Genomic DNA, 25412 nt, shown 5'->3' with positions numbered 1-25412 from the left:
TTGACTAATAACGTTAAAAATCAATAAGTTGTGTCGTATGAGGCGAGCCGGTGAGCAAGCGCTGAAACCGCACGTGCGGAATTTTATGCAGAGGATGTCGCAGGCCGCTGAAAGCTCGACGCCTGGTTTTTTCGGGATTTTATTTGTGCGTTTATCGGACGAACGAGGGGCAAAAGGCGTGTGGTCAACCATTGGCAGATTGACCGTGCGGGTTGTCCGGGCATACTGAAAAGCTTACTTCCCTGCCGCTTGTTGACCCTATGACTCGTCCCCCGCGTGACAAGAATCGCCGCCCTGCCGATGAGGAGTTTCTCAAGCAGTTGCTCGGCCGCCAAAAGCGCCTGATCGTCGACCGGGCCAGCCAGTTCGGCGCCACTGGCCTGCCTTCGGCCGAGCAACTGGCCGAGACCGTGGCCTTCGCTCCGCAGGACGGCAGCATCTGGTTATGCGGTCAGCGCGTGATGCTGATGCAAGGCTCGGCCTTCGGCGCGATCCGCCGCGAGCTGATCGATGCGCTGGGGTTCGACAAGGCGCGTGGCCAGTTGACGCGCATCGGGTGGCAAGCCGGGGCACGGGACGCCGCCCAGGTCAGCGAACAATGGCCGGAAGGCGATCACGCCAGCCTGTACAGCGCCGGACCGCGCCTGCACATGCTCGAAGGCATGGTCAATGTCGAGGTCGTGCGCTTCGAGATCGACTCGGGCATCGGTCACTTCTACTCCGAATTCCTCTGGCACAACTCACTGGAAGACGACGAACACATCGCCGCCTATGGCCTGGGAGGCGAACCGGCCTGCTGGATGGAGATCGGTTATGCGAGCGGTTACGCCTCGTCACTGCTCGGTCGCCTGGTGGTCTTTCGCGAGGAGGAATGCCGCTCGATGGGGCATAAGGCTTGTCGCATCGTCGGCAAGCCGGCCGAGCAGTGGGACGATATCGATGTGGATCTGGCGTATCTGGACCCGGGTGATTTTCTCAGCCGCAGCACTTACGCCTCGGGCATCGAGACCACCGTTGCCGAACTGGAAGAGCCCGTCGACGGCAAACCCTTGGTGGGTATTTCGGCGGCGTTCGTCGCGGCCAGTCAATTGCTGCACCGCGTCGCACCGACCCAGGCGACGGTGTTGCTAACCGGGGAATCCGGGGTCGGCAAGGAGTTATTCGCCCGTACCCTGTACCAGGCCAGTTCCCGGCAACAGATGCCGCTGGTGGCACTCAACTGCGCGACCCTGCCGGAGAACCTGGTCGAGGCCGAGCTGTTCGGTGTCGAGCGTGGTGCCTTTACCGGTGCCGAACGTTCGCGACCCGGGCGTTTCGAGCGAGCCGATGGCGGGACGCTGTTCCTCGATGAAATCGCCACCTTGAGCTTCAGTGCGCAGAGCAAGATCCTGCGTGCCTTGCAGGAAGGTGAAATCGAGCGGGTCGGTGGCACGGCGCCGATCCGCGTCGATGTACGGGTCATCGCGGCGACTAACCTGGATCTGCGTCGCGAGGTCGAGGCCGGACGTTTTCGTGAAGACCTGTTCTACCGATTGAATGTGTTCCCCATTCATCTGCCGCCGTTGCGCGAGCGTCGCGAAGATATACCGTTGCTGATGAGTTACTTCCTGCGCCATTTCAGCCTGCGCCATGGGCGTCGGCTGGCGGGGTTCAGCACGCGGCTGGTCAACGCGCTGCTGACGTATCGGTTTCCCGGCAATATCCGTGAACTGCAGAACCTGATCGAGCGCGGTGTGATTGCCGCCGGTGACGGCGAGGTGATCGATATGGTGCACCTGGCCGAGGCGGGGGCGCCGTTGATGGCAACGGCCATCGGCCTGACACCCGAAGGGCGCCTGTCTGCTGCTCAGCGCCGGGATGAGACGGCAGACCAGGGGCAGGCAGCCGCCGCATCCACTGAACAAGGCGCGGGAGCAGGCACTCTTCAGGAGCCGTTGCTGGAGAGTCTGCAGGCCTTCGTCTCCGGCCGCCAACGGGTGTTGAACATGTCCCTGGAAGACATCGAGCTGCGACTGGTGCGACTGGCACTGGAACGCTCGGGCGGCAACATCACGGCAGCGGCGCAGATGCTCGGCATGAGTCGCGCCCAGGTCAGTTATCGGCTCAAGGGGAGCTAGCTTGTTGTGGCGAGGGGGCAAGCCCTAATGCCGTTGTAGGAGCGAGCTTGCTCCGGGCGGCGTTCCGACGATGGACTCAAGAGCGCCGCGTTTAATCAGTAAGCACGCGCTATCGTTAACGACCATCGCGAGCAAGCTCGCTCCTACAGTGAATCGCAATCCCCCTTGCCACAATGTGTAGATACCTATGCTCAGAGTGGGATGGTGAATTTCAGCCAATAGGCCTGGCCATCGGTTCTGTTGCGTACGCCGGACTCATCCTGCCATTTGGCGCTGAGCAACCAGCCATCCTTGCTGGCGTATTGCACGGCCGGGCCGATCGAGAACGAGCTGCCACGGTTGCCGTCGGCGGCATCGACCATGGCGGCGGCAGCGCAATTGGAAGCGCTGCACTGGTCATCGCTCACTTGCTTGTAAGCATGGCCACCGACACCCAGTACCCAGCCATTGCCCAGGCCCCAGCCAAGGGTGTAGTCGGCATGAAGCTCGCGGCCGGACTGGTAGTGGGTGTCCTGGTTTTCGAAGTTGTAGTCGTACATCAGGCGCACATCGGCGTTGAAACCGTGGGGGTCCATGTAGGTCATGGCATAGACCGCTTGTACGGTGTAATAGTTGGTGCCGAGGTTGACCAGGTCGTTCTTGTCGTATTCGCCGCCGGTGGGCAGTACGAAGTCGACACCCACCGCGGTGTGGAACTTGTCACTGTGGTGGAAACCGACCACCGGGCCGAGGTGCGCGTCGCCGATGCCACGCTTGTGGTCGTGCGGACCGTTCTTGATGTTCAGCCGTATGTCATTGAGCGGCAGCAGGGCGTGAAAGCCCAGGTTGCCACCCAGTACTTGCTGTTCGGTGACCCAGATAAACCGTGGCACGAGCGTGGTGACGCGCAGATCGATGTCGGCCGCTTTTGCGCCCGAGTTATCGCGCAGGGTATCGGCCAGATAATTGCCGATGAACAACTGCCCGTAAGTGCCCGGTGGCGGCAGAATCCCCATACCGTAGTTTTCGATGCCCAGCGGCCAGGACGATACGCCGCCTTCGGTAGCCTGAACCAATGAAGCGCTGCCGAGCAGAAGCAGGCCAGCGCTGAACGCAAGGGAAGTGCAGCGGGTAGATTGATGATGCATGAGAAGCCCAGCCTTTTATTGTTATTGGCGATGCAGGTTTGTAACGCTGCAAAGCTGCTTCTCAACTATCGTGCCAGGCTGTGCCGATAGTTTTTTGCGTTATATATCAATCGGCTGGGAGTAATTCAGGATCGCTCCGGTGTCTTGCTTCCACGCGGGCGGCGGTTTTTGTTAAGAGAATTCTGCTGGCCGCGGAAAGTTGTGGACTCATTGTTGGCGTTGGCGGTCAGCGCCAGATGGGTAGCAGGGGGCCTTACCATACTGCCAACGTGTAACTCAGGATCAGCCGTGTTTCATCCAGGTCATTGCCGAAGTTCGATCGGACCGTGGCGTTTCGGACTTTGACCCCAAGATTCTTCAGCGAACCGCTTTGGACCACGTAACCGATATCGGTATTGCGCTCCCACTCTTTCCCCGAATTACTGCCCGCTACCTGCGCATTGTCGCCGTTGACGTAACGCGTCATGAAGGTCAGCCCGGGAATACCCAGCGCGGCGAAGTTGTAGTCATAGCGCACCTGCCATGAGCGTTCCTCAGTGTTGGCAAAGTCGTTGATCTGCACGAAGTTCACCAGGTAAGGGTCGCTATTGGCGATGTACGGGAACGGGTCATCACCGCTCATTCGCTGATAGGCGGCGGTAAAAACGCTGGAGCCCAGGGTGTAGGCCACTTGTCCGTTCGCTGCCCGGTTATCGAGAGGGCGGAAATTACCGTCATCGGTACTTTTCGAATAGCGCAGGTCGAACTTCAGTGACTGTTGCGCGGCGAGGGGAATTTCATAGACCACACCACCAAAGTACTGGCGATAGATATTTTCCAGATTGCCGTAAAACAGGCTTGCGCTCAGGGCTTTATTAAAGCTGTAGGTGCCGCCGGCAAAACGGAAGTCATCACTGACGCCGCCGATGCGGTTACCGGTGAAGTCCTGATAGTTTGAAGAATTGTTAAACTTGATTTGCTGCAGTTTGCCCCCTTGCAGGGCCAGTTTGTCGATATCTTTTGAAGTCAGCAGTGCACCTTCGAAGGTGGAAGGCAACAGGCGCGTGTCATTGCTCGACACCACTGGCGTACGGAATGCCAGTGAGCCTACCTTCAGTTCCGTTGCAGAGACCTTCGCCTTGGCCGTCAGGCCCAGCTTGGAGTACTCGCTTTGCGAACCGCGGCCGTTCTTCGAGCTGAGGTCAGCGGGCAACAGGCCAGTGCCACCGGACCCGTCACCGCCGTCGAGCTTGATGCCGAGCATGCCGATGGCGTCGAGGCCGAAACCAATAGTGCCCGCGGTATAACCCGACTCGACGCGCAAAATCATACCCTGTGCCCACTCTGCCGCAGCGTCACGTTGTGCCGTGGGCGGGCCGTTACGAAAGTCACGATTGAAGTAGAAGTTGCGCAGTTCCACACTTGCCTTGCTGTCGGCAAGAAAGTCGGCAGAGGCTGTTAACGGGAAAACCAGCGCGCAGGTACCCGCAATAGCAAAAGCCTTGTTGATTGACATGCTCTTTATGCTCCAGATAAACGGCAGATTTAATGATCAGGTTTTATTGTTGTTTTTCAGGAAAAATCATATCTACAATTTTCTGCGGGCAATACGCGGCAACCGGGTGGTTTACCCGTTGCGCGTAATACCTGCAAAAAGAAAAGCGTTTAAATCAAGTAAGGGGCTTGATGCGGCCAATCACGGCGCCGGCTTCAAAATAGTCGCCTGCCTGTTTGGCGATCTGTACCTGACCTTCAAAAGGTGCAAGGACCGAGGTTTCCATTTTCATGGCTTCTACCACCGCGATCACTTGCCCGGCACTCACCAACTCGCCGTCTTCGACGACCCAGGTATGCAGATTCCCCGCCACAGGCGTCAGTACCGCCTGCGGATCAGTGATCTCGGACGGGGCCGTGCTTTCGCTGGCGGTGCCCGCTGCATTCAGGCTGACGCCTCGCAGCAACGCCGCCGGAAGGCCCAGTTCGTGGCGTTTGCCGTCGATCTCGACAAATGTGCGCAGGATGCCCGGGTCGGCCGAGACAGCAGTACGTGGGGCGAGCGTGATCTGTTCGGCGAAATCGGTCTCGATCCAGCGCGTGTGTACGGCGAATTTATCGGCACCGGTGAAGTCGTCATGGTCCATCACGGCCCGGTGGAACGGCAGGACCGAGGCGATGCCCTCAATCTTGAATTCAGCCAGGGCGCGCCGGGCGCGGACGATAGCCTGTTCGCGGGTGGCGCCGGTGACGATCAGTTTGGCCATCATCGAATCGAAGGTGCTGGGCACTCGCGAGCCGCTGATCACGCCGCTGTCCAGACGCACACCCGGGCCGGACGGTGGCAGGAAATCGCTGATCTGGCCGGGGGTGGGCAGGAAGCCCTTGCCCGGGTCTTCCGCGTTGATGCGAAATTCGAAGCTGTGGCCACGCGGGGTCGGCGTCTCACTGAAGGACAACGGGAAACCGTCGGCGATCCGCAGTTGTTCGATCACCAGGTCAACCCCAGTGGTCTCTTCGGTTACCGGGTGCTCGACCTGCAAGCGGGTATTGACCTCGAGGAACGACAGGGTGCCATCCTGGCTGAGCAGGAACTCCACAGTGCCGGCACCGACGTAGCCGGCTTTGGCGCAAATATCCTGGGCGGACTGATGAATACGCTGGCGCTGTTCGTCGCTGATGAAGGGCGCAGGCGCTTCCTCCACCAGCTTCTGATTGCGCCGCTGCAAGGAGCAGTCACGCGTGCCGACGACGACGACCTTGCCGTGTTTGTCGGCGAGGATCTGCGCTTCGATGTGCCTCGGACGGTCGAGGAACTGTTCGACGTAGCATTCGCCACGACCGAAGGCCGCTTGCGCTTCGCGTACGGCGGAGGCGAACAATTCAGCCACTTCATCCATGCGCCAGGCGACTTTCATGCCGCGTCCGCCGCCGCCAAAGGCCGCTTTGATGGCAATTGGCAGACCGTGCTGTTCGGCAAAGGCCAGTACTTCGTCAGCGCTTTCGACCGGGCCAGGCGTACCGGCCACCAGAGGCGCACCGACCAGGTGGGCAATTTTTCGCGCCTCGACCTTGTCGCCGAGCACGTCGATGGTCTCCGGGTTGGGACCGACCCAGATCAGCCCGGCCTCGATCACCGCCCGGGCGAAGTCGGCCCGTTCAGACAGAAAACCATAGCCGGGGTGCACGGCATCGGCGCCGCTGCGTTTGGCGACGGCGATCAGTTTGCCGATATCCAAGTAGGTCTCGGCGGGGCGCTGGCCATTCAACGAGTAGGCTTCGTCGGCCTGGCGCACGTGCAGGGCGTCTATGTCCGCGTCGGCATAGACCGCGACAGACTGCACGCCATAGTCGCGGCAGGCGCGGGCGATGCGGACGGCAATTTCACCACGGTTGGCAATCAGTAATTTTTTCATGGGATTTTGTTCACGTCGGCAGTTGAAGAAGAGGCGTGCGTAACGGGTCGGATCTCTTTGAAGCCGTCCAAAGGGTTGAAGCGAATCTGCGCATTGACAGGTATCTGGCCAGCCAGGTCGAGGTGGTAGCTGGCGACTGCGGCGATCACCGGATAGCCACCGGTCAACGGGTGATCGGCGAGAAACAGCACCGGTTGGCCGCTTGCCGGAACCTGAATGGCGCCGACGGAAGTGCCTTCGCTGGGCAACTCCTGGTGATTGCTGCGCTCCAGCGGCGTTTCACCGGCCAGGCGAATACCGACGCGGTTGGACTGTGAGGTGACGCGCCAGAGCTGGCTGCTCAGACGCTGGATGGCGTCTTCGGTAAACCAGTCGGTGCGCGGCCCCATGACCACGTCGAGGGTCACGATGTTGGCCGTCGTGGGCAGATCAAAGGCGGGTGCTTCGTTCAGCGATACGCTGGTGCCTGTCGTAAGCGCCGTAAAACCCAGTTGGTCACCGGCCGCGAGAGCTGGGGGGCCGACCTGGGCGAGGGTATCTGTCGACAGACTGCCAAGCACCGGAGCGACCTCAAAGCCGCCGCGAATCGACAAGTAGCTGCGCAACCCTGCCACAGGTGAACCCAGGCTGACCTTGTCACCGTCCTCCAGCTCGATGGGCTGGTAGTTGTCGGCAGGCCATTGCAGGCCACTGGCGTTGGTGATGATGACCGGGGTTTGCGCGCCGGTGATCGCGATCACCGCACGGCCATGACAGACGAAGCTCAGGCCGCCGAGTACCGCTTCCACACAGGCCATGTCCGAGGGATTGCCGACCGCGCGGTTGGCCGCCCGCAGGGCGCCGAGGTCCAGCGCGCCGGAACGGGATACGCCTTGGCCGGTCTGTCCGGGACGACCCATATCCTGCAAGACGCTGTGCAAACCGGGCGTGATGATTTCCAGGCAGGCACCGCTGGGCGCGGCGACACTTGCAGGCACCGAGGGGGCGGGCAGGCCGCCCGCCGGGAGCGGGCCGGCATCGGTAAAACGCACTTTATAGCCGGGACGCAGCAGGGCCGATTCAGCGCGGTTCAGGTCCCACATCTGCAAAGGCGTGACGCCGATGATCTGCCACCCGCCGGGGCTGGCTTGCGGATAAACCCCGCTGAATTCCCCCGCCAAGGCCACCGCACCTGCGGGTATGCGGGTGCGGGGAGTTTGCCTTCGAGGTACCTGGAAACCCGCACCGCCGGTCAGGTAGGCGAAGCCCGGAGCGAATCCGCAGAAGGCCACGCTGTAGTCATGGGCGGTGTGGCGCCGGACCACCTCGGCGCGGCTGATCCCCAGCAGCGTGGCGACCTCGTCGAGGTCTTCACCATTGTAGTGAACGGGAATGTCCACCCGGCGCTGCTCGATCGCGCGGCGCTGGCTCAGGTCCTGGCCAGCGATACGATCGACGAGCGCCTGCCGCGCAATGGCGCTGGGGCGGAATTGGATCAGCAGGGTGCGTGCGGCGGGAATGATTTCTTCCACGCCCGCAATGGGCTCCGCCGTCAGGGCATCGAACAATGCCAGGGTCTCGTCCAGGTCGTTCAATTCGACGAGGAGGGCGTCCAGGTTGACCGGTAAAAAACGCACAGCAGACTCCTAGACGTGGTACGTGCTGTCAGGCACATCGGTGATGAACATATGGCCGGGCGAATGGGTGATCGCAAAGGGCACGCCCGAGGCCATGACCGCCGCCTGGGGCGTTACTCCGCACGCCCAGAACACCGGGATCTCGCCCGGCTCGATGCGTACGGCGTCGCCGAAGTCGGGTCGCGCCAGGTCCTGGATGCCAAGCAACCCAGGCTCGCCGATGTGCACCGGGGCGCCATGGACCGAGGGGTAGCGCCCGGAGATACTGCAGGCCTCGGCCACGCGATCGGCGGGGATCGGTCGCATGGAAACCACCGTGTCACCCTTCAGGCGTCCGGCCGGACGGCAGGCACGGTTGGTCAGGTACATCGGCACGTTGCAGCCATCGGCGATATGCCGCACTTCAATGCCGGCCTCTTGCAGGGCCGTTTCAAAGGTAAAACTGCAGCCGATCAGAAAGGTCACCATATCGTCGTGTTCGGCCCAGGCTTTCGTGGCGTCGCTGACTTCTTCCACCAGCTTCCCGTCACGCCAGATGCGGTACAGGGGCAGATCAGTTCGCAGATCAGCGCCGTCAGCCAGCAGGGTGCTTGGGCTTCCGGCATCGGTGACGTCAAGGATCGGACACGCTTTCGGGTTGCGTTGGGCATACAGCAGGAAGTCATAGGCCCAGTCACGCGGCAAGGCAATCAGGTTCGCCTGGGTCATGCCCGGTGCGATACCGGCGGTGGGGGTGACCAGACCGCCACGGTAGGCCGAGCGTGCTTCGCGGCCAGCGGCGATGGCCGCCTGGCGCGCGCGATCGAGGGCGTTCATGGGCGACTTCCGGCAAAGGGTTGCAAGGACATGTTGGCCTGTTCCAGCACGCGGCGCAGCTCGCGGGCCATTTCCACCGCTGCCGGGCTGTCGCCATGGACGCAGATCGAGTCGGCCTGGATTCTGGCCAGGCTGCCATCGATCGCTTCGATGGTGCCGTCTTCAACGAGGCGCAGCATACGTTGGGCGACGAGCTTGGGATCGTGCAGCACGGCGCCTGGTTCGCGGCGAGAGACGAGGGTGCCCTGGGGCGTATAGGCACGGTCAGCGAACGCTTCGGCGATACACTGCAGACCCTCGTTACGGGCCAGTTCAATCAGGCTTGAGCCGGCCAAGGCAACCAATATGAGGTTGGCGTCGATCGCGCGGATGGCTTCGATCACGGCCAGCGCCTGACGGCGGTCGTGAGCGATGGTGTTGTACAAGGCGCCATGGGGCTTCACATAACGCACGCAGGTGCCGGCGGCCTTGGCCAGGCCCTGCAGCGCGCCGATCTGGTAAATCACGTCGGCCGTCAGCTCATCGCTGGCCAGGTCCATGTTGCGTCGGCCAAAGCCCACTTTGTCCGGGTAAGCGACATGGGCACCAATGGTGACGTTTTTTGCCGCTGCAGCTTTCAGTGTCCGCAGGATGCCGGCCGGGTCGCCGGCGTGAAAACCGCAGGCGACATTGGCGCTGGTCACGACATCGAGCATCGCGGCATCGTCGCCCATGCTCCAGGCACCAAAGCTTTCACCCAGGTCGCTGTTGATATCTATCGTTGGCATTTACGTGACTCCTTGTTCGTTATCGGGCTCAGGCAACGTTGAGGAAGGCAAAGATCGGCACGACGGAGTTGATTGCCATGTACCAGGTCAGCAGGCAGGTCAGGGCGCCCAGCACCAGCAACCAGCGTGGGTAATGGTAGCCGTCCATGAGGTCGGACCGGCGCCAGCCGACGTAGATGAAGATGCTCAGGCCGATTGGCAGTATCAGGCCGTTGAAACCGCCCGCGAAGAGCAGCAATGCGGCAGGAGCAGTACCCATCACGACAAAGATCAGCAGCGACAGGGCGATGAACACGGTGGTGGCGCGGTTGCGACCCTGCTCGGTAATGTTCGGCTTGAACACGGTGATAAAGGAAATGGAGGTGTAAGCGGCGCCGATCACGCTGGTGATACTGGCGGCCCAGAGGATGAGACCGAAGACGCGCAGGCCGATCTGCCCCGCCGCTGCCTGGAAGGCCTGTGCGGCCGGATTGGCGCCCTGACCCGAGGTGTCGATGATTACGCCGCTGGCAACAACGCCGAGGATGGCGAGGAACAGAATGTAGCGCATGAGACCGGTAACCAGGATGCCGCTCAGGGCAGCCTTGGTCACTGCCTCGAGGTTTTCTACACCGGTAGTACCGCGGTCCAGCAGTTTGTGAGCCCCCGCATAGGTGATGTAACCGCCGACCGTGCCGCCGACAATGGTGGTGATGGTGGCGAAGTTGATCTCGTCCGGAAGTACGGTCTGGTAGAGGGCTTCACCCAGTGGCGGGTTAGAGGCAAAGGCTACGAACAGCGTCATGCCAATCATCACCAGACCCAGCACGACGATCAGCCGGTCGACGGCCAATCCGGCGCGGTGGGAGAGGAAGATGCCGATGGCCAGCAGGGCGCTCAGACTGCCGCCCCATTTGGCATCAAGCCCCATCAGCGCGTTCAGACCCAGCCCGGCACCGGCGATGTTGCCGACGTTGAACACCAGCCCGCCGAAGATCACCAGCACCGCGAGCACGTAACCACTGCCAGGAATCGCTTTGTTGGCCAGATCCGAGGCACGCATTCGGGTCAGGGAGACGATGCGCCAGACGTTAAGTTGAACCACGAAGTCGATCAGAATCGACGCCAGGATACCGAACGCAAATGCCGCACCCATTTTGGCCGTGAACGTGGCGGTCTGGGTGATGAAGCCAGGGCCGATGGCAGACGTCGCCATCATGAAAATGGCGGCGATCAGGGAAGAGCGTCGCGCCTTTGTAAAATCTTGAGCGGTCTGGGTCGGTGTCACGGCTGTCTGTGTCACGGCATCATTCCTACGGGTGGGAGTTGGTTTGATTGAGCAACGAGCGTGCCAAGATTCAATCATCGGGCTGTATGTGTTGATACATAGCCATTTGATTGTTGAACAATACTTAGGTGATAGGTCGACAATGCGCACCAGTTTGTAACCTTATCACTCCTGCGTGTTACTTAATGATGCACACGTCACCCTTGCTTCTTGCCATGGGCTGAGCTCTGATGGAACATCGAAATGACTTTCTCTGACTCCGGATCGCATATGAACGACGTTTCACCTTCCCTTCCTCGCTCGCTGGGAGAATCCATTACCCAGAAGGTCCGCAGAATGCTGGTCGAAGGTGAATTGGCTCCGGGCCAGCGGCTGTCCGAAGCGGCCCTGGCCGAAAGCCTGCAGATTTCACGCAACACCTTGAGAGAAGCGTTCAGGGTCCTGACCCGCGAGGGGCTGCTCAAGCATGAGCCCAATCGAGGGGTGACCGTGGCGGAACCTGATATGGCGTCGATCATTGACATCTATCGTGTCCGCCGCTTTATCGAATGCAAGGCCATTGCTCAGGGTTACCCGCTGCATCCGGGAGCACTGCATATGCGGGAAGCGGTGGAGGTCGGCATTCGAGCGCGTGAAGCCAAGGACTGGATGGCAGTCGGCACCGCTAACATGATGTTCCACAAGGCTATCGTCGAGCTGGCCGACAGCCCGCGATTGGTGGTGTTCTATGGGCAGATATCTGCCGAGCTGCGGTTGGCCTTCGGTCTGCTCGATGATCCCGAGTTCCTGCATATGCCTTACATCGACATGAACGCTTCAATCCTGCGCTGTATAGAAGAGGGGCGACCAGAGGAAGCAACCCAGATGCTCGAAGCCTATCTGGTGCAATCGGAGCGCACCGTTCTGGCAGCCTACGAACGCAGTATGAACCGATAGGAGAGTCGGGTCCTGGCCGCCCGTCACCGGCTCGATTGCCTGCGTTGCAAGGATTCACCCCTCACGCTGAATGCGGAACTGCTTCGGTGACAGCCCCGTGCCGCGCTTGAAAAAGCGCGAGAAGTACGCCGGTTCGGAAAAGCCCAGGCTGTCGGACACCTGATTGATGGTCATGGTGGTGTAGACCAGATCGCGCTTGGCCTCCAGCAACAGGCGCTGGTTGATCATCTGCAAGGCCGATTGCCCCGAGAGGCGCCGGCACAGGGCGTTGAGGTGCGCGCCGCTGATCCCCAGCGTGGCCGCATAGTGCTCGATGGGCAGGTGCTCGCGAAAGCGCAGCTCCAGCGTCCGGCTGAAATTCTTCAAATACTCGCGACCCCGGTCGAACTGCGCGTCCGGTAACGACTGTTCCAGATTGCGGCGACTGAGCCAGATCGACAGCACCGTGATCAACGATTGCAGCATCGGATCACGGCCGGGCTGGGGCTGGCTGTATTCCTGGGTGATCGCGGAAAACAGCGTGTCCAGATACAGGTGCGCGGAACCGATCGGGTAACAGGCCGCGGTGGTCAGCACGGGACTGTTGAGCGAGGCGCCGAGTTGCTCGGCCAGCGGCTGCGCCAGGCTCAGCACGTGGCCTTGAATATCCTCGGAGAACTTGAAGGTGTGCACGCTCAGCGCGGGCACGACTTGCAGCGAGGGTGAATCGATGTGGTTGATCACGTCTTCGACCTTCAGCGTCGCCTGCCCCGACTGCACATATAACAGCTGCACCAGATCGCTGTGCCGATGGGGTTTTATTTCCCAGCCGTGCAGTTTGCTGCGCTCGGGAATCGACTCGCAATGAATCAGATCGGGTGTCGGCCAGGCGCCGGTCTCACCGTAAAGTTTAAACACCGGCACCGGTGTAGCGAGTGATTTCGACATTTCTGCCTCCCTTGCGACCATCCATGAAAAGTCCATGGAATGCATCAGATAGTGCCTTCTTATCCCTGCTTCATCCACTAAAAATACAGGTAACAAAAACAAACAGACTGCGAGGCGTCACGCCTTGAGTCGCACAAGACAGGATTACCGCCATGAAAACCCAAGTCGCCATCATCGGCTCCGGCCCGTCCGGCCTCTTGCTCGGTCAACTGCTGCATCGCGCCGGCATCGACAACGTCATCGTCGAACGCCAGACGCCGGACTACATCCTCAGCCGCATTCGTGCCGGTGTCCTCGAGCAAGGCACCATCGACCTGCTGCGCGAAGCCGGCGTCCACGAACGCATGGATGCCGAAGGCCTGGTCCACGAGGGTGTCGAATTGCAGGTGGCCGGCAAGCGCATCCACGTCGACCTGAAGACGCTCACCGGCGGCAAGACCGTCATGGTGTATGGCCAGACCGAACTCACCCGCGACCTGATGGAGGCCCGCACCGCTAACGGCGCCCCGGCCATCTATTCGGCCGAGAACGTGCAGCCCCACGACATGAAGGGTGAAAGCCCTTACGTCACCTACGAAAAAAATGGCGAAACCCACCGCATCGATTGCGACTACATCGCCGGTTGCGACGGCTTCCACGGCGTTTCTCGACAGAGCATTCCCGCAGACGTGCTCACGCACTACGAGCGAGTCTATCCGTTCGGCTGGCTGGGCCTGTTGTCCGATACCCCACCGGTCAACCATGAACTGATCTACGCCCACCACGACCGCGGCTTCGTCCTGTGCAGCCAGCGCTCGCTGACCCGTAGCCGCTACTACCTGCAAGTGCCGCTGACCGACAAGGTCGAACAGTGGTCCGATGAGCGCTTCTGGGACGAGCTCAAGGCCCGCCTGCCGCAAGACGTGGCCGACAGGCTGGTGACCGGTCCTTCACTGGAAAAGAGCATCGCGCCGCTGCGCAGCTCCGTGGTCGAGCCGATGCAGTACGGCAAACTGTTCCTGGTCGGCGACGCCGCGCACATCGTGCCGCCGACCGGCGCCAAAGGCCTGAACCTGGCCGCCTCCGATGTGCACTACCTGTATCGCATCCTGGTCAAGGTCTACCAGGAGGGCCGCACCGACTTGCTCGAAAAATACTCCGAACTGGCCCTGCGCCGTGTGTGGAAAGGCGAGCGTTTCAGCTGGTTCATGACCAATCTGCTGCATGATTTTGGCGAGCATAAAGATGCGTGGGACCAGAAGATGCAGCAGGCTGATCGGGAGTATTTTTTCAATTCGCACGCTGGGTTGGTCAACATTGCGGAAAACTATGTGGGGTTGCCTTACGAAGCTGTCGAGTAAGCAGCCTATGCTTGATAGTTAAAGACCGGCGCGCCACGCCATCAAGACAGGAGACCGCTCATGAGCGACCGAAGCATCGATTGCCGGTAACAGTCTTGCGCTGGCGCGGTGGTTTTGTCACTGGAGCAGCTGTGCGACCACTTCGTCCGATGAGTCTTATCGAACAAGGCCCTATCCGGGCCGTAAAAGCGGAACATCCAGCACCACCGGGCCGTCCTTGAGGCCGAAGTAAAAGTAGACGTAATGAGTCGACCTTTCCCCCGATCGTAACGCGACGCTACCCCCGGTTATTGGCTCGTGCGATTTCGTCCGCTGTCGGCAGCTTGGGTTTTTCCTTATCTGCCTGCTTGCCAAGGACGTAAGTCACGCCATTCGCACCGGGTGCAATGGCCAATAATTTCCAACCTTCCTGAACCGCCTTGTTGGCGCCGCTGACCGAATACGCTTCTTTCAAATCTATCGCTTCATGCAATTGCATACAGGGCCCTTTTGTTGGTGCCGTGATGGCCTACCCAGCGTAACGCAATAGCAGGCAGTGGGTACCTATTGATTTAGTTCGCGGGGTATCGAGTCTTCAAGGTGGTGACTGCAGGCCGCATCGGCCAGTTCTCGCAGCTCATGCGCATCGTTGCCATCGATCAAGCCGGCGGGCTTGGCGCGACGTACGGACGCTCACTATTTCGCGTCGACTGCCGATACCCAGGTATCCAAATGCCTTGCCTCAACGACCAGCGGGAACTTATGCCTAACGATCTCCCCCCTATCCTTTGTTCTCCAACCAATCGCTCAAGCGTGGCCCTGACCCGCGCTTCGCTGTTCAAGTTTGTCGGTCTTCTGGCTGGGGTGTTCTTGCTCGCCTGCTGTTCACTGGTTTATGTTGCGCAGAATCTGGATCAAGCGAAGGAGGTCGACAGTGCCTTCTACACCAAGAAAGCCGTGGAATCGTTGGAAAAATCCCTGCGCTCGACCGTCAAGGATTACGCATTCTGGGGGGATGCCTACAAGCACTTGCACATTGAGGTAGACCCGGACTGGGCCTACGTCCGACAAAATGTCGGGACGACACTTTTCACAGACTTTGGATTTCAGGGCGTGTTTGTCGTCAACGATGTCAACCGCACCGTTTATTCCGTGGTCAAGGGTGAGAGGGCGTCAGTTGAAGTCGAACAATGGCTCGAGCAGTCCATCGACGGGATTCTCGAAAAGGCCCGTGAGGGCGCGGAAACCGAAACACCGACCACTACCTTCATCAATGTTGGAGGCGTACCAGCCCTGGTCGCTGCCGCTGCGATTACCCCGGGAACCGATCCGACGGTCTTGGCTGATGACAGGTCGTCATCGGTATTGATTTTCGTCGACATTCTGGACAGCGCCAAGCTCGCAACGATAGGTCGGGATTTCGGGGTAGATGGCCTGCACATGGCCACTCCCGACGATGGCCCCCTGGTGTCTGGTTACCCCTTGGGCGAGACCGGTGCAGCAGGCAGTTTGCACTGGAGTCCGCACAAACCAGGTCTGCAATTACTGGCGCTGGGTTTGCCCCTGGTGGGCTTCGCTGCGCTGTTGGTGTGCCTGATGACTTTGGTCATCTTGCGTCGTACCACAGCCGCCGCGCAGGCGCTGGATGCCAGCTATTCATCACTGCGAAGCAGCCAGGCCGACCTTGCCACCAGCGAGGCGCGCTTTCGCGATGTGGTCGAGGCCAGCTCGGATTGGGTATGGGAAATGGACGCTGGCTGGCGCTTCACTTATCTCTCCGAGCGGTTTGAAGATGTCACGGGCCTCTCCAGGGAGGCATGGATTGGTGCAGCGATGGATGATCTGCTGCGCACGGAACTAGGCACATTATCGCAGTGGCTCAGTATTCCAAACCGTCGTCCGAATATCAGCGTTCAGTGTCGCTACGTCGATACAAATGGCAACGAGCGAATCACCCGTCTCTCGGCGCGAGCAATGGCCAGTGGAGGCTTCCGGGGGACAGCCACCGACGTCACGGAGGAGGTCGAAGCCCGTCGGCGAATCGAATTCCTTTCACAACATGATGCCCTGACCGGACTTCCCAACCGGACCCGACTGCAGGAGTTTCTTGATGGCAAGCTCAAAGCCATGCCGACAGTAGAGCAACCCTTGGTCATGCTCAGCCTGGACCTGGATCGATTCAAGCCAGTGAATGACCTGCTAGGGCATGCTGCAGGTGATCTGGTGCTTAACCAGGTGTCGAGCCGCTTGGCGGACTGTGTTCGCCACGGAGATCTTGTCGCTCGGGTTGGGGGGGACGAGTTTGTACTGATACTCACCGATGTCAGTTCCCAGGAGGAAGTCGAGGCGCTTTGTCGCCGTCTCATCGAGACCATCGAGCAGCCGATACAGATCCATGAACAAGAAGTGTTTGTCAGCGCCAGTATCGGCATCGCCATGGCGCCAAATGACGCTTGCGAGGCGACCGAGCTGCTCCGTTATGCCGATATCGCGTTGTACGAAGCCAAGGCTGGAGGTCGCAATACCTGGCGATTCTATGCGGGGGACATGAACGCCCGGATCATTGAGCGGCGTCGTCTGGAAAGCGATCTGCGCTTCGCAATCAAGCACGGAGAACTTCGACTGCATTTCCAACCACGTTACCGTATCTCAGACGGGCAGATGGTCGGCGCCGAAGCGTTGGTACGGTGGCAACATCCTGAGCGCGGTCTGATACCTCCCGATACGTTCATCCCCATTGCTGAAGAATCCGGGCTGATTCTGTCCTTGAGTGACTGGGTCATCGACACCGCCTGCCGTTGCGCCGCCCGGTGGCCGGAACATTTGTTTGTATCAGTCAATCTTTCACCTAGCGAATTCAAGCGAGGCAATCTGATAGAGCGCGTGCAGAAAGCACTGCACAACTCGGGAATCGCGCCTGCCCGGGTAGAGTTGGAGATTACTGAAAACGTCATGCTCGAAGATGCCCCCGGCGCGCTGGAGCTAATGCGTACATTGAAGCGCCTTGGCGTGCGCATCGCCATGGATGACTTCGGCACTGGGTATTCTTCACTGAGTTATTTGCGCAGCTTTCCCTTCGATGGCCTGAAGATAGACCGCAGCTTTCTGAACAACCTGGTTGGAAGTGATGATGAATCCATCATCCAGGCGATTGTGGGTCTGGGCCGGGCGTTATCGCTCACTGTTACGGCAGAAGGGATTGAAACCGCTGAGCACTTGACGTTGCTGAAGGCGGTGTCGTGCGATGAAGGCCAGGGATTTTTTCTGAGTCGGCCACTTGATACAGACGCCTTTAACTTGTTGGTGAAGGCCAGAAAAAATACAGACATCAAGAGCAGGGTTTGAAGGGAAGTCTCGACCAGATAAACCGCGAGGGTTTCGGTCGTGGCGTGGGGGCTGCTACGTAAAATCTGTCGGCGCTTGGTTGATCAGCAGACCAAAAAAATGCGTAGAAACGCGATTATCGACCCGATCCTGACAGTCAAACTTGCTCTTAGGCCCCATTGCGTGTCCGGGGCCGAGCGACCAATTGCGAGCGGGGCGTCAAGATGGCCAAGGCAACCGCCACGATGAAGAGCGCCGGCACGTCACCTGCCAAGTGCCCCATTTGCCCCGGCTGGGTGACCGTCTGGACGGCCATGATTCCTCCGTGTACGGCGCTAGACCACACGGTGAACCAGATCAGGCTCAGATTGGCTAATGGATCACGTGCGGCCAGGATCAAGAACACGCCAAGTGTGGCGTAGATGCCAACGATCATCATCGGGTAGTCCGAGTGACCGACGTGCCAGGCCCAGCCGGACGGCCAGAACAACATAAGTGGGTAGAGAGCAAGGCACGCGAGGCCAGCCAAAACCAGAACGACGCGCAAATACCTGAGGCGATCGACTACGGTCATGGCGGACTCCTCTTTGGGCCTGACTCTCAATTGACCCCAAGTGGGGATGATAGCGCCTTTGATCGTCGAGATCGTAGCGAGGGCGATCATGAAGCGATTTATTGAAGGTGGGGCCCGGGCGGCGCCTTGCTCTCTCGATAGGACGCGACCCAATTCGAAGGCGTCTTGCCAAACTGGCTGCGGAACCAGCGTGAAAAATCACCGGCCGAGGAAAAGCCGAGCAGTTCGGCCACCTCATATAATCGGCGTTTGCTGTTGGCCAGATACTCTTCGGCGAGTTCAGCCCGTACGGCGTTGATGATCGTGGTGACACTCTCACCCTCAGTGGCCAGGTGTCGGTTAAGGGTGCGTCGATGCATGCCAAGATGTTGGGCAACCGCATCGACAGAACACAGTCCGCTTGGCAGCAGCATCTTGACGATCTGGCGTACCTGCTGCGTCGGCTCGTCGGGCAGGTTAGCCAATTGCATGTCCAGCGATCGCTTCACTTCACGATGCAGCGCCGGGTCCGCCTCAGGTATGGCCATATCCAGATCGCGCCCGCGGCACACGATGGCATTGAATTCCTGAGAGAACTCGATCGCGGTTCCCAGCACGCGGTGGTGTACTTCAAGGCTGGAGGGGGGCTCGTAAGTAAAACTGACCCTGACCGGCCGGAAGGTATAGCCGCTCAGAATGCACAACGTGCGCAGGATAATGCCGGTTGCCTGTTCAATCGCCTGGCGCCAGACGCCATGATGGCCCTGCATGTTCACACCCACATGCAGCAGGGTCAGATCGCCTGCATCCTCAAGCCATAATTGCACGCCGGCGTTATGCAGTCGCATATAGCGAAAGCAGGATTGCAAGGCGGCGCGCAGGGTTGGCTCTTCGCGGATAAGCAGCGCCAGCATGCCGAAGTTGGAAAGGTGTCTCTTTTCGGCGAGCAGCAGGCCGAAAGCCTCCTGACCGGACAATCGGGCTGACTCTTCCAGCAGCCACCCGACCGAATCGCTACTGATCATGATGTTCGGATCGTCGAGGGCACCGGCCGGCAGCTTGGCCATCCGCAGCATACGAAAAGGATCGAGGCCCACTGATCGGGCAACCTGCTCATAGTCGGTAAGGCTGGCACTCCGCGTCAGGGTATACATGATTTCTCTCGTGTCCCGATTTCGCAAGATTGTGTCCTGCGAAGCTTAGTGCAGGATGCGGTGGCACGGAAGGTATTGCCCACCTTCAGGGTCAGAGCGTGCCTGACCCCGAAAGCGCTCCCGCGGTGCAAGGCGGGGGGCAATGAGTACTCAGCAGGGTTCAGGAACTGCGGCACTCCCTGCGCAGAGACCGGGCTGTTTCTGCGCGCTACGCCACGCCGCCGGTGGCATGCCGAACTGGTTGATGAACCAGCGGGTAAAGGAGCTGGCCATGGAGAAGCCGAACATGTCGGCGATGCGGCTCATCGAGTTGTTCGGGTTCTCCAGATAACGCAGCGCCAGGTCACGGCGCACGTCGTTGATCAGGTCGTTGAAGACGCAGCCGTCGTCCTGCAGGCGGCGTTGAAAGGTGCGCACGTTCATGCCTTGCGAAAGGGCGATCTGCTCGATGGTGGCGCGCCCCATGGGCAACAACAGGTAGATGGCCTTGCGCACCTCGTACAGCATCGAGGTGCTGTCATCGCGCTGCAACGAATCGAGGTAGGCTTGGGCATGACGGGCCATGGCCGGGTCGGCATTGGGATTGATCATATCGAAACTGGCGTCGGAGCAAACAATGCCGTTGAACTCGCTGCCGAATTCCAGATTGCAGCGGAACAGGCGCCGGTGCAGGTGCAGGCTGTCTGGCGCCTGGTGCATGAAGTTGACGCCGTAGGGGCGCCACTTCGAGCCGAGCAGTGTCGAGCACAAGCGGAACAGCACGCCAATGACCAGCTCCGTGGCCTGGCGATTGGGCAGCAAGGATTCGGTGACCATCTCGGCACGAATGATCACCATCCGGCCGGCCTCTTCAACGAAGATTCCCAGGGAATCGTTCATCAGATGACGGTAGCGCTCCATCACCTGCAAGGCGTCGCGCAGGGTGCGCTGTTGGCTGAGCAGCAGGCTGACGACACCGAAGTCCGAAAGCTGGCGTGACTCGGCCATGCGCAGGCCGAAGGTCTGGCAACCGCTGGCGGCGGCCGAATCTTCCAGCAGGCGCACGGCGGCATCAATCGGAATGCGATAGTCCGGGCTTTGCAGTTGAGCCTTGTTCAGGCCGGCAACTGCCAGCACGTCACGCGGGTTGAATCCCAGGTCCTGGGTGACTTCCAGGTATTTGGTCAAAACGGCGACGCGAACAAGCTTGGGCATGCGCAGGATCTCCCTCGGCCGATGGCGGCGTTTCTTTTTCATCGAAGATGTAGTGAGCGAGAAGACGGCGCTTGCGGAAATACGGCTAGCGCTAGCGATCTTCGACCCTGGTCTGGCGTAGTGCAGAGCAGGAAACTCGGTCCCATTTTAGGGAGCACAAGCGCGGCGCCATGGGCATGGTGGGATAATTTCTTGGCATATTGGGACATTGCCGGGCGGCCGAAGCCGGCGGCGGCAGACGCCCCTCTACAGGCGTTAGTCCTGTCCCAAATTCACAAGATTGTGTCCTGTGAAGCTCAGTGCGGGACACCCTCTCAGCGCTACCTTCAGGCCCACAATTGATAAGATGGAGGTCGATAATGGATACGTGCACGTCAATGCGTGTCGGTCAGCCGCTCGCTGCAATGGCGCAGGTGGATGCCGACGATCCTGATGCATTCCACCACTGCTTTGCCGAACTCAACGGCATCCGCATGCATTACATCGACGAGGGACAGGGTCCGCTCGTCATCCTGCTCCACGGTTTCCCCTACCTTTGGTACATGTGGCGGCGCCAGATCCTGGCATTGGCCGAGGCCGGCTATCGAGTGGTCGTGCCCGATCAAAGGGGGTTCGGGCAATCGGACCGACCCGATGCCATCGAAGCCTATGACATGAGCCAGGCCGTCGGCGACATGGTGGGTTTGATGGCGGCCCTGGGCGAAACGTCCGCGGTCATCATTGGGCATGACTTGGGCGCCTGGGTAGCCCAGGCGGCAGCCATGTTGCGAACGGATCTGTTCCGTGGCCTGGTGATGCTCAACACACCTGTACCGCCGCGTGGCAAGGTCAAACCCACCGTGGGTTTGCAGGCCATGGCGAAAGGAAGGGTCTACCACCACCTGTATTTCCAGCAGCTCGACAAGCCGGACCGCGAGTTGGCCCATGATCCGCGCAAGACCTTGAGCAGCGTCTTCTACTCGATTTCCGGCAGCGCCGTCGGTGCCGAACGCTGGCGTCTGTTCGTCGAGGCCGGTGAGCCGATTCTCAATGCCTTCACCGAGCCGAAAGGGGCGTTTCCGTCCTGGTTGAGCCCGCGGTCGCTCGACTACTACGTCGCCGAGTACACGCGCACGGGGTTTACCGGTGCCCTCAACTACTACCGCTGTCGCGACCGCAATTGGGAAATCACCGCGTTTCTCGACGGCGCGAAAGTCAGCCAGCCGAGCCTGTTCATCGGTGGTGCTGCCGACCCTTCCCTGGAGCCGGTCGAAATCCGTGGTCTCTACGACCGGATGGACGCCTATCTACCCGCACTGCGCAAAAAGGTTTTGCTACCCGGTGTGGGCCATAGCGCCGCAGAAGAAAGCCCCGCTCAGGTCAACGGATTGCTGCTGGAGTTTCTCGAGCAGTTGGTGTCCAGCGACAAGGTGTTTGAGCACGAGGCACGCTTAGCCCCTTGATATCGTCGGTGCAATCTGCCGCAACGTCAGCCCTGCCATTGCACATGGACAGGGCTGGATTGTTTCCCTCCTACGCTCAGCCGACAGCCTTGACCAGCAGATGATCGCCGAACTGCTCGCGCAGACGGTTCTTCAAAACCTTGCCCGTAGCGCCCAGTGGAATCGTGTCGACGAAGACCACATCATCAGGCGTCCACCACTTGGCAATCTTGCCTTCATAAAAGGCCAGCAGCTCTTCCCGCGTCAGTGCTGCCTGCGCTTTCCTGACGACAACCAGCAAGGGGCGCTCATCCCACTTCGCGTGTTTCGCGGCGATGCATGCAGCCTGGGAGACCGACGGATGGGTCATCGCAACGTTTTCCAGGTCGATGGAACCGATCCACTCTCCACCCGACTTGATCACATCCTTGCTGCGGTCGGTAATCTGCATGAAGCCATCGACATCGATGGTCGCCACATCGCCGGTCGGGAACCATGCCTGGCCTGCGTGCTCGAGCAGCGGCGAACAGTCACTTTCGTTTTTGAAATAGTCGCGTACCACCCAGGGGCCACGCACCATCAGGTCACCCGACGTTGCGCCATCCCACGGCAGTTCCAGGCCATCGGCACCGACGATCTTCATGTCGACGCCAAACACTGCCCGGCCTTGTTTGGATTGCACGGCATTACGCTCTGCCGGGGACATAGCAAGGTGCCGGGCCTTCAGGGTGCCAATGGTGCCGATCGGGCTCAACTCAGTCATCCCCCAAACGTGCAACACCGCTACGCCGTAGATCTCCTGAAACCTGTGCAGCATTGCCGTGGGGCAGGCTGCGCCCCCGATGATGGTGCGTTTCATGCTGGAGAAATGCTGGCCTGTTTCCTCCAGATGCCCAAGAAGCCCTTGCCAGACCGTCGGTACACCGGCGCAAAGCGTAACCTGCTCCACTTCGAGCAGCTCGAACAGCGATTTGCCGTCCAGCGCAGGCCCGGGGAATACCAGCTTGGCCCCGACCATGCACGCGATGTACGGAAGCCCCCAGGCGTTGACATGGAACATAGGCACCACCGGCAGGATCACGTCGCGAGCCGAACAGTTCAAGGCATCCGGCAGCGCGGCGGCATAGGTATGCAGCAGCGATGAACGATGACTGTACAGGACGCCTTTCGGGTTGCCCGTCGTGCCGGAGGTGTAGCAGAGCGTACTGGCGGCATCTTCGTCGAGCATCGGCCAGACGTAGTCGGCAGATCCCTGTTGCAGCAGATCTTCATAACACAGCAGGTTGTCGATGCCGGCGTCTTTCGGCATGTGGGTGTGATCGGTCATGGCGATAAACGCCTTGACCCTATTGCAGCGGCCAGCGATGAGTTTGATCAACGGCAGGAAGGTCAAGTCGAAGAAGATGTACTGGTCTTCGGCATGATTGGCGATGTAGGCCACCTGGTCCTCATGCAGGCGAGGGTTGATGGTATGCACAATGGCGCCCATGCCGGAAACGCCGTAATACAACTCCAGGTGACGATAGCCATTCCAGGCCAGCGTGCCGATCCGGTCGGCGGGCTGCACACCCAGGCTGGTCAGCGCGCTGGCCACCTGGCGCGCGCGACGGTGGCAGTCACGGAAGGTGTAGCGATGGATATCGCCCTCCACCCTGCGGGACACGATCTGCGTATCGCCATGGTGGCGGTCGGCATGCTCTATGAGTGAGGAAATCAACAACTGCTTGTGCATCATCAAGCCATGCATGGCATCGCTCCGTTCATAAGTCTGTGATCGGGGAGCGGACAGGCGGCCAGGGCCTTCTGTCAGATTCCACGTCAAGACCGCGAACCGGGACAGCCTGTCTTCCTCCCCTGGATTTTTGCGATCAGGTTACTTTTCCCGGCTCCCCCTCGAATGGAGGGGTGCCGGGAGTTCTCCTGGAACTCGGATCAGTTGAATGCCGTGAGATCTTTCGGCGCGATGTCATGCTGCTCGCAATAGTCGAGATAGCGCTTGAGCCCGGACTTCCAGTTTTCCAGCGCGACGATGTTGTCGTTCTCATCGAGAAACGCGAGATCGCCATTGACCTGAACCAGCGTGAGCACATAGCCGTCGCCATTACCGGTACTGACGACTTCGGGTGTGTGAGTCGATCCGGCCGTCTCGTACACGATGCTGCCCGGGCCGGCGACCCAGTCATGCTCCTTGTATTTCCACTGGCCTTCGAAGGTGTAGACCATCACCGTACCCGTGTGGTGATGCTTGGGCAGTTGCATGTCGATCGGCGCCTTCATCATGACGATCCATTCGCCACGGATCGGGTCGAGCTTGAAGTACTTCAGCAAGACGTTATCCGCATAAGGCGTAAACGGAATCCAGGGCAGGGATTCGCCATCGATGACGGCGGTGTCGACGTGTTCGTAGAGCATAGGTAACTCCATTGATTGTTGTTCTGATCGAGAAAGTTTCGGCGGCCAGCATCGCCCGGCCATCGCTGATGGTCGGGTGCCCTGGCCTGTCTGGTGCAGGCAGTCAGGGTCAGGTCAGCGGGGTTCCCGCGAGGGTGGCGCGCAGCATTTTTCTTGGCGCATTGCCGTAGTCAGCTACCGCGTAGTGCTGGACTTGCAGGTTGTCCCACATGGCAACGGTATTGGTGCGCCACTTCAGGCGTACCTGATATTCCGGAATCGCGGCCTGGGAGATCAGGTAGCTCATCAAGTGATGAGCCTCGGGCATGAAGTCCTGGCCGTAACGGACGTCTTCGAAGTTGAAGAAATTCGAGAAATGGGTGGTGAATGCCGAGTTGACGAACAGCACCTTTTCACCCGTCTCCGGATGGACAAGCACCACCGGGTGTTCAGCGCCGGGGGTCTTCAGGGCCATCGCGTGACGTTCGTCGCGGGGTAACTGGGCACCGAAAGTCTGCTCGGCGCCGTGCTTGGCATACAAGCCCTCGATCCGCTGCTTGATGGCGTCGGGCAGATTGTCGTAGGCCATCACCATGTTGGAAAACAGGGTGTCGCCGCCGGTCTCCGGACCCAGTTCGCAGCGCAATACCGCGCCGCGGGGCGGCGCCTTCTTGTAGGTGACATCGGCATGCCAGAGATTTTCGCGGCTGGCCTTTTCGACATAACTCTTGGGTTTGCTGGGATCGAGATTGCGGTACAGCATCAGCAGCTTGTCCGCCTCCGGATGGCTCGGCGCCAGGGGATGGGCTTCCAGTTCGCTGAAACGCGCGGCGAAATGCTGTTGCTCCAGTGGCGTGATGTTTTGGTCGCGAAAGAACAACACTTTGTGCTTGAGCCACAGGGCCCTGATTTGCGCGATCAATTCGGGGTCCTGGGCAGCGTCGACAAGGCTGACGTTGCTGAGCTCTGCGCCGATGGCGGGTGTGCAAAGCTCCACCTTGATCGAATGCTGTCGCACCGACGACCGGATGATGTTCGGTGCCGAGGGAGAGGCTGATGCAGGGGTGTTCTGGATGTCGGCGATTTTTGTCATT

20 protein-coding genes are annotated in these 25412 nt (G+C 60.0%); 5 read left to right on the top strand and 15 right to left on the bottom strand.

Annotation, left to right across the window (positions count from 1 at the left end):
• Positions 1 to 260: 260 nt before the first annotated feature.
• On the top strand, positions 261 to 2117 hold the full coding sequence (locus PMA3_RS18560) for a sigma-54-dependent Fis family transcriptional regulator (protein ID WP_064678545.1): 1857 nt from the start codon (positions 261 to 263) through the stop codon (positions 2115 to 2117).
• A gap of 191 nt (positions 2118 to 2308) precedes the next feature.
• Here PMA3_RS18560 and PMA3_RS18555 read toward each other — a convergent pair whose 3' ends face one another.
• From PMA3_RS18555 to PMA3_RS18525, 7 genes are all read right to left on the bottom strand, one after another.
• Positions 2309 to 3244, bottom strand: coding sequence for a SphA family protein (locus PMA3_RS18555; RefSeq protein ID WP_064678544.1), 936 nt, complete (start codon positions 3242 to 3244; stop codon positions 2309 to 2311).
• Positions 3245 to 3497: 253 nt separating this feature from the next.
• Complete coding sequence (locus tag PMA3_RS18550) at positions 3498 to 4739, bottom strand: OprD family porin (RefSeq protein WP_064678543.1); 1242 nt, start codon at positions 4737 to 4739, stop codon at positions 3498 to 3500.
• Positions 4740 to 4893: 154 nt separating this feature from the next.
• On the bottom strand, positions 4894 to 6633 hold the full coding sequence (locus tag PMA3_RS18545; RefSeq protein ID WP_064678542.1) for an acetyl/propionyl/methylcrotonyl-CoA carboxylase subunit alpha: 1740 nt from the start codon (positions 6631 to 6633) through the stop codon (positions 4894 to 4896).
• On the bottom strand, positions 6630 to 8249 hold the full coding sequence (locus tag PMA3_RS18540) for a 5-oxoprolinase subunit B/C family protein (RefSeq protein ID WP_064678541.1): 1620 nt from the start codon (positions 8247 to 8249) through the stop codon (positions 6630 to 6632). Before PMA3_RS18540 ends, PMA3_RS18545 begins: the two co-directional genes overlap by 4 nt.
• A 9-nt stretch (positions 8250 to 8258) precedes the next feature.
• The gene (locus tag PMA3_RS18535; protein ID WP_064678540.1) at positions 8259 to 9065 is read right to left on the bottom strand and encodes a putative hydro-lyase; all 807 of its coding nucleotides are present in this window, start codon (positions 9063 to 9065) and stop codon (positions 8259 to 8261) included.
• The gene (locus PMA3_RS18530) at positions 9062 to 9832 is read right to left on the bottom strand and encodes a LamB/YcsF family protein (protein ID WP_064678539.1); all 771 of its coding nucleotides are present in this window, start codon (positions 9830 to 9832) and stop codon (positions 9062 to 9064) included. The genes PMA3_RS18535 and PMA3_RS18530 overlap by 4 nt, the downstream gene beginning before the upstream one ends.
• Positions 9833 to 9860: 28 nt before the next feature.
• Positions 9861 to 11114 (bottom strand): NRAMP family divalent metal transporter, encoded by a 1254-nt coding sequence (locus PMA3_RS18525; RefSeq protein WP_237140650.1) that lies wholly within the window; start codon positions 11112 to 11114, stop codon positions 9861 to 9863.
• Between the two features lie 255 nt (positions 11115 to 11369).
• Here PMA3_RS18525 and PMA3_RS18520 point away from each other — a divergent pair, with 255 nt between their 5' ends.
• Entirely contained in the window at positions 11370 to 12035 is a 666-nt protein-coding gene (locus tag PMA3_RS18520; RefSeq protein ID WP_082930368.1) for a GntR family transcriptional regulator, read from the top strand.
• Between the two features lie 54 nt (positions 12036 to 12089).
• Here PMA3_RS18520 and PMA3_RS18515 read toward each other — a convergent pair whose 3' ends face one another.
• Complete coding sequence (locus tag PMA3_RS18515) at positions 12090 to 12962, bottom strand: helix-turn-helix domain-containing protein (protein ID WP_064678537.1); 873 nt, start codon at positions 12960 to 12962, stop codon at positions 12090 to 12092.
• Positions 12963 to 13114: 152 nt separating this feature from the next.
• Here PMA3_RS18515 and pobA point away from each other — a divergent pair, with 152 nt between their 5' ends.
• The gene (gene pobA / locus PMA3_RS18510) at positions 13115 to 14302 is read left to right on the top strand and encodes a 4-hydroxybenzoate 3-monooxygenase (protein ID WP_064678536.1); all 1188 of its coding nucleotides are present in this window, start codon (positions 13115 to 13117) and stop codon (positions 14300 to 14302) included.
• Positions 14303 to 14579: 277 nt separating this feature from the next.
• Here pobA and PMA3_RS18505 read toward each other — a convergent pair whose 3' ends face one another.
• Entirely contained in the window at positions 14580 to 14780 is a 201-nt protein-coding gene (locus tag PMA3_RS18505) for a hypothetical protein (RefSeq protein ID WP_064678535.1), read from the bottom strand.
• Between the two features lie 263 nt (positions 14781 to 15043).
• On the opposite strand from PMA3_RS18505, the gene PMA3_RS18500 reads away from it, so the two are divergent.
• Positions 15044 to 17626 (top strand): bifunctional diguanylate cyclase/phosphodiesterase, encoded by a 2583-nt coding sequence (locus PMA3_RS18500; protein WP_064680751.1) that lies wholly within the window; start codon positions 15044 to 15046, stop codon positions 17624 to 17626.
• Positions 17627 to 17774: 148 nt separating this feature from the next.
• On the opposite strand, the gene PMA3_RS18495 is transcribed toward PMA3_RS18500, so the two are convergent.
• The 3 genes from PMA3_RS18495 to PMA3_RS18485 form a co-directional block, all read right to left on the bottom strand.
• The gene (locus tag PMA3_RS18495) at positions 17775 to 18179 is read right to left on the bottom strand and encodes a DUF6632 domain-containing protein (RefSeq protein ID WP_064680750.1); all 405 of its coding nucleotides are present in this window, start codon (positions 18177 to 18179) and stop codon (positions 17775 to 17777) included.
• 98 nt (positions 18180 to 18277) lie between these two features.
• Complete coding sequence (locus PMA3_RS18490) at positions 18278 to 19312, bottom strand: AraC family transcriptional regulator (RefSeq protein ID WP_064678534.1); 1035 nt, start codon at positions 19310 to 19312, stop codon at positions 18278 to 18280.
• A 150-nt stretch (positions 19313 to 19462) separates the two neighbouring features.
• Positions 19463 to 20506 carry an AraC family transcriptional regulator gene (locus PMA3_RS18485; RefSeq protein WP_064678533.1) on the bottom strand — a complete coding sequence of 348 codons (1044 nt, stop codon included), beginning with the start codon at positions 20504 to 20506 and terminating at the stop codon, positions 19463 to 19465.
• A gap of 359 nt (positions 20507 to 20865) precedes the next feature.
• Here PMA3_RS18485 and PMA3_RS18480 point away from each other — a divergent pair, with 359 nt between their 5' ends.
• The gene (locus PMA3_RS18480; RefSeq protein WP_082930367.1) at positions 20866 to 21948 is read left to right on the top strand and encodes an alpha/beta fold hydrolase; all 1083 of its coding nucleotides are present in this window, start codon (positions 20866 to 20868) and stop codon (positions 21946 to 21948) included.
• 76 nt (positions 21949 to 22024) lie between these two features.
• Here PMA3_RS18480 and PMA3_RS18475 read toward each other — a convergent pair whose 3' ends face one another.
• The 3 genes from PMA3_RS18475 to PMA3_RS18465 all read right to left on the bottom strand — a co-directional run bounded on the left by PMA3_RS18475 (position 22025) and on the right by PMA3_RS18465 (position 25321).
• Positions 22025 to 23674 carry a 3-(methylthio)propionyl-CoA ligase gene (locus tag PMA3_RS18475; RefSeq protein ID WP_064678532.1) on the bottom strand — a complete coding sequence of 550 codons (1650 nt, stop codon included), beginning with the start codon at positions 23672 to 23674 and terminating at the stop codon, positions 22025 to 22027.
• 185 nt (positions 23675 to 23859) lie between these two features.
• Entirely contained in the window at positions 23860 to 24339 is a 480-nt protein-coding gene (locus tag PMA3_RS18470) for a 2,4'-dihydroxyacetophenone dioxygenase family protein (protein WP_064678531.1), read from the bottom strand.
• A gap of 109 nt (positions 24340 to 24448) precedes the next feature.
• A complete protein-coding gene (locus PMA3_RS18465; protein WP_202970136.1) occupies positions 24449 to 25321 on the bottom strand; it encodes a TauD/TfdA dioxygenase family protein in 873 nt (290 codons plus the stop codon).
• Positions 25322 to 25412: the final 91 nt, after the last annotated feature.

It is taken from the genome of Pseudomonas silesiensis, from assembly GCF_001661075.1.
Classification (GTDB): domain Bacteria; phylum Pseudomonadota; class Gammaproteobacteria; order Pseudomonadales; family Pseudomonadaceae; genus Aquipseudomonas; species Aquipseudomonas silesiensis.
The sequence above is the reverse complement of the archived record's forward strand: the minus strand, read 5'-3'. Positions and strand labels throughout refer to the sequence as shown.